Genomic DNA, 7,842 nt, shown 5'->3' on the forward strand with positions numbered 1-7,842 from the left:
GTGCTGACGCCGCGATCAGCAGCAAGGCGTCGGTCAAGGTCTCGCCATCCGGCAGCTGCGCCATGCCGGCGCGCATGGCGCTGTAGACATCGAGCGGCGCCAGCAAAGGCAGCGAGGGCAAGAGCCGTTCGAACACGTCCGCACGCGCCTGTCCCAGCGCCCGCGTCAGTTGCGCATCATCGGGAAGGTCGTTGAAGAAGCCGTCGAGCAGCAGCCTAACCACCTGGGCATAGTTCCAACGGCCGGCCAGTTCCGGCAGCGAATGACCTCGGATCGTCAGACGGCCGCCAAGACCATCCACATCGGAAAGCACGGTTTCCGCCGCCACCACATCATCGAGCCCATTCGCCATAGCCTGTCTCCTTGAAGCATTTCCGGATCGGAGATAGAGATGGGCAACGTTTCCATCAATCTTGATCAATATAATCAATATCAGGGCTCGATATGTCCGAGTGGTTGTCCCGGGAAGAGGCGCTGGAGAGACTCAAGGTGCGGGCGCAGACGCTGTACGCCTATGTCAGCCGTGGGCGCATCGGCATGCGGCCCAACCGCGCCGATCCGCGCCGCAGCCAGTACCGCGCCGACGATATCGCCGCACTGGCGACCCGCCGGGCGCGCGGCCGCAGCCCGTCAGTCATCGCCGAAAGCGCCATCGCCTGGGGCGAGCCCTCGATCGTAACGGCGATTTCGACCGTCTCGCGCGGTCGGCTTATCTATCGCGGGCAGGACGCCGCAGTGCTCTCCGGGCACGCCACACTGGAAGAAGCCGCCGCCGTTCTGTGGGCTCTGCCGAAACCGGTGGCTTTCGAAGCAGCGTCGCCGGACGCACCCCATCAAGCTGGCCGAGCCTCGGCCTTTGCGCAACTTGCCGTGCTTGCCGGTCAGGGGCGCCCGTCGCTCGGGCGCAGCGCCGCCTCGCTGCATACCGATGCCGCGCACGCGGTCGGCGTGCTGGCCGCCGCGCTGGGCGCACCGGCGGGGTCAAATCCCGTCCATCAGCGGCTTGCGCAGGACTGGTCGGTGGATGCCGGCCGCGCCGATGCGATCCGCCGTGCGCTTGTCCTGCTTGCCGATCATGAACTGAATGCGTCGACCTTCGCCGCGCGCGTCGCAGCCTCGACCGGCGCGCCGCTGGCCGCTTGCCTGCTGGCAGGGCTCGCGACGCTGTCAGGCCCGCGCCATGGCGGCGCCGGAGAGGCGGTGATGCAACTGGCCGAGGATGCGGCGCGGCATGGCGCCGATGCGACGATCCGGCGCTGGCTCAGCCATGACCGGCCGCTGCCGGGGTTCGGTCATCAACTCTATCCTGACGGCGATCCCCGCGGGGCGGCGCTGCTGTCGGTGATCGAGGTTGACGGCACACTATCGTCGCTGCGCGACGCTGCCTTTGCGGCGACCGGCGCGCTTCCCAACATCGACTTTGGGCTGGCCGCGCTGACGCGCAGCCTAGGCTTGCCGCGCGATGCACCGTTCCGCCTGTTCGCGCTCGCACGCAGCGTCGGCTGGGCCGCGCACACGGTCGAACAGATAACAAGCGGAAGTGTCATCCGGCCGCGCGGCCGCTATGAGGGCGTGCTGGTGTAAGGCCGCAAGAACGCCAGGCGCTCAGGACATCGTGTCGAGCTTGCGCTGCATGGCCGCGATCTGGTCCTTCAGTTCCTGAAGATCGTCGGGCTTGTCAGGCGTTTCCTTCCTGGCCGGCTCGGGCGACGTCGCAGCGGCTGGCGCGGAGCCAGCGGGCGGGAACGGCGTGAACAGCCGCATCGCATTCTGGAACATTTCCATGTTGCGGCGCGTCTGTTCCTCCAGCGCCTTGATCGGCGTGGTGATCTTCATCATGTCGAGCGGCGACTTGCCGAGCGCCCCCTTCATCTGCTCGCGAAAGCGCTCCTGCTCCTTGGAAAAGGCAAGCATCGACTGTTCGAGGAAGCTCGGGACGATCATCTGCATCTGGTCACCGTAATAAGCGATGAGCTGGCGCAGGAACGGGATCGGCAGCATGTTCTGCCCGTCCTTGTTCTCCAGTTCGAAGATGATCTGGGTCAACACCGGATGCGTGATGTCGTCGCCGGTCTTGGCGTCCTGGACGGTGAACTCCTCGCCCTTCTTGACCATCTCGGCGAGGTCCTCGAGCGTCACATAGGTGCTGGTGCCGGTGTTGTAGAGGCGGCGATTGGCGTATTTCTTGATGATGATCGGATCGTCTTTAGCGGCCATCTACATCCTCCCGGGGACACCGGCGCGCCTCTGAGTAAGCCGCCGATAACGATTGTGCCTTTTTTGAGGATATGCGCAAAAGCCTCACAATTCCAAGCAGTTTGTGCAGTGCGGGATCACTAAATGCTGCATGGCAGGCAAAATATGCTGCGCAGCAATGGACGAATGGCCGCCATGGCAAGGCATGGCCTGCTTGCGGCGCATGGGCGCCATGCCCATTTCCGGTTTGACTTGGGGTTGGGAAAGGGCAAGAAAAGTCCCCAACGACAGAGCAACACCCTTGAAGTCTGGAGAAGAAAATGTCCGCTTCCATCGTCATTGCCAGTGCGGCGCGCACGCCGGTCGGCTCCTTCAACGGCGCTTTCGCCGCCACCCCGGCGCATGAGCTCGGCGCCGTCGTCATCACGGAATTGCTGTCGCGTGCCGGCGTCGAACCAGGCGAGGTCGACGAGGTCATCCTCGGCCAGGTGCTGACCGCCGCGCAAGGCCAGAACCCGGCCCGCCAGGCATCGATCAATGCCGGCCTGCCCAAGGAAACCACCGCCTGGGGCCTCAATCAGGTTTGCGGCTCGGGCCTGCGCGCCATCGCGCTCGGCATGCAGCAGATCGCCATCGGCGATGCCAAGGTGATCGTCGCCGGAGGCCAGGAATCGATGTCGCTTTCGACGCATGCCCAGCACCTGCGCGCCGGCGTCAAGATGGGCGACTTCAAGCTGATCGACACCATGATCAAGGATGGGCTGTGGGACGCCTTCAACGGTTACCACATGGGCAACACAGCCGAAAACGTCGCGCGTCAGTTCCAGATCACCCGCGAAGACCAGGACCAGTTCGCGCTCGCCTCGCAAAACAAGGCCGAGGCCGCGCAGAAGGCCGGCAAGTTCAAGGACGAGATCGTCGCCGTCACCATCAAGGGCAAGAAGGGCGACACCATCGTTGACCAGGACGAATACATCCGCCACGGCGCCACGATCGACGCCATGACCAAGCTGAAACCGGCTTTCGACAAGGACGGCACGGTAACCGCCGCCAACGCCTCCGGCATCAATGACGGCGCCGCCGGCGCGCTGCTGATGAGCGAAGCGGAAGCGGTGAGGCGCGGCATCACCCCGCTGGCGCGCATCGTGTCCTGGGCAACCGCCGGCGTCGATCCGCAGATCATGGGCACCGGACCCATTCCCGCCTCGCGCAAGGCCTTGGAAAAGGCCGGCTGGTCGGTCGGCGATCTCGACCTGGTCGAGGCCAACGAAGCCTTTGCGGCGCAGGCCTGCGCCGTCAACAAGGACATGGGCTGGGATCCCTCGATCGTCAACGTCAATGGCGGCGCCATCGCCATCGGCCATCCGATCGGTGCGTCCGGCGCTCGCGTCTTCAACACGCTGGTCTTCGAAATGCGCCGGCGCGGCGCCAAGAAGGGTCTCGCTACCCTGTGCATCGGCGGCGGCATGGGCGTCGCCATGTGTGTCGAAGCACTCTGAAGAAAGTCACTAAACGGGCGGCGTGCATGCATGTCGCCCAAAACTGCGCAGCGGTTTTGGGAACACCGACATGCATAAAACCAAACAGCTGAAGCGCATCGCCTGAACCTACTTCAGCGCGACGCGCTTTAGCCGCCCGTTCTGTATCCAGTGCCTGCCAAGCCCGACAACAGGGCGATATCAAAAAAGGGGAAATGCATGACCAAGGTAGCAATCGTCACAGGCGGATCGCGCGGCATCGGCGCGGCGATCTCGATCGCATTGAAGACCGTCGGCTATTCGGTTGCGGCGAACTATGCCGGCAATGATGCCGCAGCGGCGAAATTCAAGGCTGAGACCGGCATTCCGGTCTACAAATGGTCGGTCGCCGACTATGATGCCTGCGCCGCCGGCATCAAGCAGGTCGAGGCCGATCTCGGCCCGGTCTCGGTGCTGGTCAACAATGCCGGCATCACCCGCGACGCCATGTTCCACAAGATCACGCGTGAGCAGTGGAAAGAGGTCATCGACACCAACCTGTCCGGCGTCTTCAACATGACGCATCCGCTGTGGAGCGGGATGCGCGACCGCAAGTTCGGCCGCATCATCACCATCTCCTCGATCAACGGCCAGAAGGGCCAGGCCGGCCAGGTCAACTATTCCGCCGCCAAGGCCGGCGATATCGGTTTCAGCAAGGCTCTCGCCCAAGAGGGGGCGCGCGCCGGCATCACTGTCAACGTCATCTGTCCCGGCTATATCGCCACCGAGATGGTCAAGGCGATCGACGAGAAGGTGCTCAACGAGCGCATCATTCCGCAGATTCCTGTCGGCCGCCTCGGTGAGCCCGAAGAAATCGCGCGCTGCGTCGTCTTCCTCGCATCCGAAGATGCCGGCTTCATCACCGGCTCGACCATCACGGCCAATGGCGGCCAGTATTTCGCCTGACGACGGCGATGTAGGCGCAGAGATCGACGGGCCGGCGCGCCGGCCCGTTTTTCGTTTGCGCCATGGTCCCTTCGAAGTGACAGCACGGCTGCTGACCCAATCCGGCACGCAGAGGTTAACAGCGGCCCGGCCGGCCTGTGCGAAACCAGCTTCCAAGCCTGTGGATTCTCGGTGGATAAGCTGTTCACAACACAAGATATTGAGGTGAACAAAACGGGAAAATTCCGCCATCGCTGATTCGTCGCCGATTCGTTCCGGCTTTGAGCTGAACGTTAACGACGACAGCCGGAATCCCCTGCCAATTGCTTAACGCAGATTAAGAAAGATCAACAATTTCATAACCTTGGTCGAGGCACGCCAAGCCATTGTGATCGTTTATCGGCAAAGGTTAATGGCAATGCCCTCTTAGCACGAAACGGGCCAGTTCAGCGATTCAGCATGTGGTGCGTCTCGTGGTCGCGAAATCCACATATAGCCGTGAACAAAAGCTGAACCTGCAGGAGTCACTGATTCGTCGCCGATTCGTTCCAGACTCGTTCTATCCGTTAATCCGCATTCTGATTGAGAGCTTGACGGAACCACCTTCTGGCTGCCGACGGAACATTCCGCTTTCGCTTCGCGCCCGAAATCCCTATGTGTCGCCTGTCATACGCGCCCATTTGAGGCACGCTCCCGACAACCAGAGGCCAGAAGCCTTATCTCCAGGTCCCGGAAGCCTTATTCTAGGTTGATGAACATCCAGCCCAAACACACTGAGCCGCTGATCCTGTCGGGCCGCGACGTGACCGCCGTGCTCGGGCCGACCAACACCGGCAAGACCCATCTCGCCATCGAGCGCATGGTGGCGCATGAGAGTGGAATCATCGGCCTGCCGCTCAGGCTTCTGGCGCGCGAGGTCTACGCCCGCGTCTGCGAAAAGGTCGGCGCCCACAAGGTTGCGCTGATTACCGGCGAGGAAAAGATCCAGCCACCGGGCGCCAAATATTCGGTCTGCACCGTCGAGGCCATGCCGCGCGAGACCGACGCCGCCTTCGTCGCCATCGACGAGGTGCAGCTCGCCGGCGACCTCGAGCGCGGCCACATCTTCACCGATCGCATCCTGCACCTGCGCGGCCGCCAGGAAACGCTGCTGCTGGGCGCCGCCACCATGCAAAGTATCCTGCAGCGCCTGCTGAGGGGTGTCTCGGTGGTGACGCGGCCGAGGCTGTCGCATCTTGCCTATGCCGGCTCCAAGAAGCTGACCCGCCTGCCGCGGCGCACGGCGATCGTCGCCTTTTCCGCCGACGAGGTCTACGCCATCGCCGAGTTGATCCGCCGCCAGCAGGGCGGTGCCGCCGTCGTGCTCGGCGCGCTCTCGCCGCGCACCCGCAACGCCCAGGTGGCGCTGTTCCAGTCCGGCGATGTCGACTACCTCATCGCCACCGATGCCATCGGCATGGGTCTCAACCTCGATCTCGACCACGTCGCCTTCGCCCAGAATCGCAAGTTCGACGGCTTCCAGTACCGCAATCTGACGGCGGCCGAGCTTGGCCAGATCGCCGGCCGCGCCGGCCGGCATCTGCGCGACGGCACGTTCGGTGTCACCGGCCAGGTCGACCCGCTGGACGAGGATCTGATCAAGAAGATCGAAGGCCACGACTTCGACCCGGTGAAGGTGCTGCAATGGCGCACCGCACATTTCGACTTTGCCAGCCTCGACGCGCTGAAGCGCTCGATCGAAACCAACGCCCCGGTCGAGGGACTGACACGGGCATTGCCTGCCGTCGATGCACAGGCGCTCGAGCATCTGTCGCGCGACGAGGACATCCGCGCACTCACCACCAATGCCAAGCGCGTGGCGCTGTTGTGGGAAGCCTGCGCGCTGCCCGACTACCGCAGGATCGCGCCGGCCCAGCATGCCGACCTCATTGCCTCGATCTACACGGACCTCGCACGCCACGGCCATGTCGACGAGAATTATATGGCCGAGCAGGTTCGCCGCGCCGACACAACAGAGGGCGACATTGATACGCTCTCGCATCGCATTGCCCAGATCCGCACCTGGACATTCGTGTCGAACCGGCCCGGCTGGCTGGCCGATCAGGCACACTGGCAGGAAAAGACGCGCGAAATCGAAGACAGATTGTCGGATGCGCTGCATGAGCGGTTGACGAAACGCTTCGTAGACCGCAGGACTTCCGTCCTCATGCGGCGCCTTAGAGAAAATACCATGCCTGAAGCCGAAATTAGTCCTACCGGAACCGTCCTTGTCGAAGGCCACCATGTCGGCGAGCTGCAAGGGTTCCGCTTCACCGCCGACCAGACCGCCGGCGGCGAAGACGCCAAGGCGGTGCGCACCGCTGCCCAGAAGGCGCTGGCCGCCGAGTTCGAGGCGCGCGCCGAACGCTTCGGCGCCTCGGCCAATGGCGATATCGCGCTCGGGTCGGATGGCACGCTGCGCTGGATCGGTGCGCCGATCGGCACGCTTGTATCAGGCGAAGACGCGCTGAAGCCGCGGCTGGTGCTGCTGGCCGACGAACAGCTGACCGGCCCGGCGCGCGACAAGGTCGCCGCGCGTGCCGAGCGTTTCGTCAATTTCCAGATCGAGTCGCTGCTGAAGCCGCTGGTCGACTTGAAAAACGCCGACCAGATTTCCGGCATCGGCCGTGGCATCGCCTTCCAGCTGGTCGAGAATTTCGGCCTCATCAACCGCCGCGACATCGCCGAGGAGATGAAGTCGCTCGACCAGGAAGGCCGCGCAGCCCTTCGCCGGCTTGGCGTGCGCTTCGGCGCCTACCATGTCTTCGTGCCGGCGCTGATCAAGCCGGCGCCTGCCGGGCTGGTGACGCTGCTGTGGGCGCTGAAGAACGACGGCAAGGACAAGCCAGGTTTTGGCGACGTGGTCCATGCGCTCGCCTCGGGTCGCACCTCGGTGGTCATCGACCCCGCCTTCGACAAGACCTTCTACAAGCTTGCCGGCTACCGCAATCTCGGCCGTCGCGCCGTGCGCATCGACATCCTGGAACGGCTGGCGGATCTGATCCGCCCGGCGACCAACTGGAAGCCCGGCCTCGGCCAGCGCCCGGACGGCGCCTATGACGGCCAGTCCTTCATGGTGACGCCGCCGATGATGTCGATCCTCGGCGCCACCGCGGACGACATGGAAGAGATCCTCAAAGGTCTCGGCTACCGTGCCGAGCCGAAGCCGGCCGTCGAGGTCAAGGCGCGGCTCGCAGCACAGGAC

At 63.9% G+C, this 7,842-nt stretch carries 7 protein-coding genes; 4 read left to right on the plus strand and 3 right to left on the minus strand.

Translation table 11 applies throughout. The features are described 5' to 3' along the window. Window positions 1-352: citrate/2-methylcitrate synthase (locus tag ENZ74_RS14580; RefSeq protein ID WP_281059706.1), on the minus strand; the 352-nt coding region annotated here is incomplete at its 3' end. A 92-nt stretch (window positions 353-444) separates the two neighbouring features. On the opposite strand from ENZ74_RS14580, the gene ENZ74_RS14585 reads away from it, so the two are divergent. Beyond that, entirely contained in the window at window positions 445-1,584 is a 1,140-nt protein-coding gene (locus ENZ74_RS14585; RefSeq protein ID WP_063169185.1) for a citrate synthase, read from the plus strand. A gap of 21 nt (window positions 1,585-1,605) precedes the next feature. Here ENZ74_RS14585 and phaR read toward each other — a convergent pair whose 3' ends face one another. Both phaR and ENZ74_RS35705 read right to left on the minus strand, forming a co-directional pair. After that, window positions 1,606-2,217, minus strand: a complete 612-nt coding sequence (gene phaR / locus ENZ74_RS14590; protein ID WP_063169186.1) for a polyhydroxyalkanoate synthesis repressor PhaR — start codon at window positions 2,215-2,217, stop codon at window positions 1,606-1,608. Between the two features lie 84 nt (window positions 2,218-2,301). Next, on the minus strand, window positions 2,302-2,430 hold the full coding sequence (locus ENZ74_RS35705) for a hypothetical protein (protein ID WP_255337222.1): 129 nt from the start codon (window positions 2,428-2,430) through the stop codon (window positions 2,302-2,304). Window positions 2,431-2,516: 86 nt separating this feature from the next. Here ENZ74_RS35705 and ENZ74_RS14595 point away from each other — a divergent pair, with 86 nt between their 5' ends. The 3 genes from ENZ74_RS14595 to ENZ74_RS14605 form a co-directional block, all read left to right on the plus strand. Beyond that, window positions 2,517-3,695, plus strand: coding sequence for an acetyl-CoA C-acetyltransferase (locus tag ENZ74_RS14595; protein WP_024502944.1), 1,179 nt, complete (start codon window positions 2,517-2,519; stop codon window positions 3,693-3,695). A 198-nt stretch (window positions 3,696-3,893) separates the two neighbouring features. Then, window positions 3,894-4,619 (plus strand): acetoacetyl-CoA reductase, encoded by a 726-nt coding sequence (gene phbB / locus ENZ74_RS14600; protein ID WP_013529183.1) that lies wholly within the window; start codon window positions 3,894-3,896, stop codon window positions 4,617-4,619. 730 nt (window positions 4,620-5,349) lie between these two features. Further along, window positions 5,350-7,842: helicase-related protein (locus ENZ74_RS14605; protein WP_127312832.1), on the plus strand; the 2,493-nt coding region annotated here is incomplete at its 3' end.

The organism is Mesorhizobium sp. M7A.F.Ca.CA.002.15.2.1 (assembly GCF_003998715.1).
Lineage (GTDB): Bacteria > Pseudomonadota > Alphaproteobacteria > Rhizobiales > Rhizobiaceae > Mesorhizobium > Mesorhizobium ciceri.

Excerpts from the sequence above, each read along its gene's own strand:
- ENZ74_RS14585 (WP_063169185.1), top strand. The coding sequence starts at position 445 with ATGTCCGAGTGGTTGTCCCGGGAAGAGGCGCTGGAGAGACTCAAGGTG.
- phaR (WP_063169186.1), bottom strand. The coding sequence starts at position 2,217 with ATGGCCGCTAAAGACGATCCGATCATCATCAAGAAATACGCCAATCGC.
- ENZ74_RS35705 (WP_255337222.1), bottom strand. The coding sequence starts at position 2,430 with ATGGCGCCCATGCGCCGCAAGCAGGCCATGCCTTGCCATGGCGGCCAT.
- ENZ74_RS14595 (WP_024502944.1), top strand. The coding sequence starts at position 2,517 with ATGTCCGCTTCCATCGTCATTGCCAGTGCGGCGCGCACGCCGGTCGGC.
- phbB (WP_013529183.1), top strand. The coding sequence starts at position 3,894 with ATGACCAAGGTAGCAATCGTCACAGGCGGATCGCGCGGCATCGGCGCG.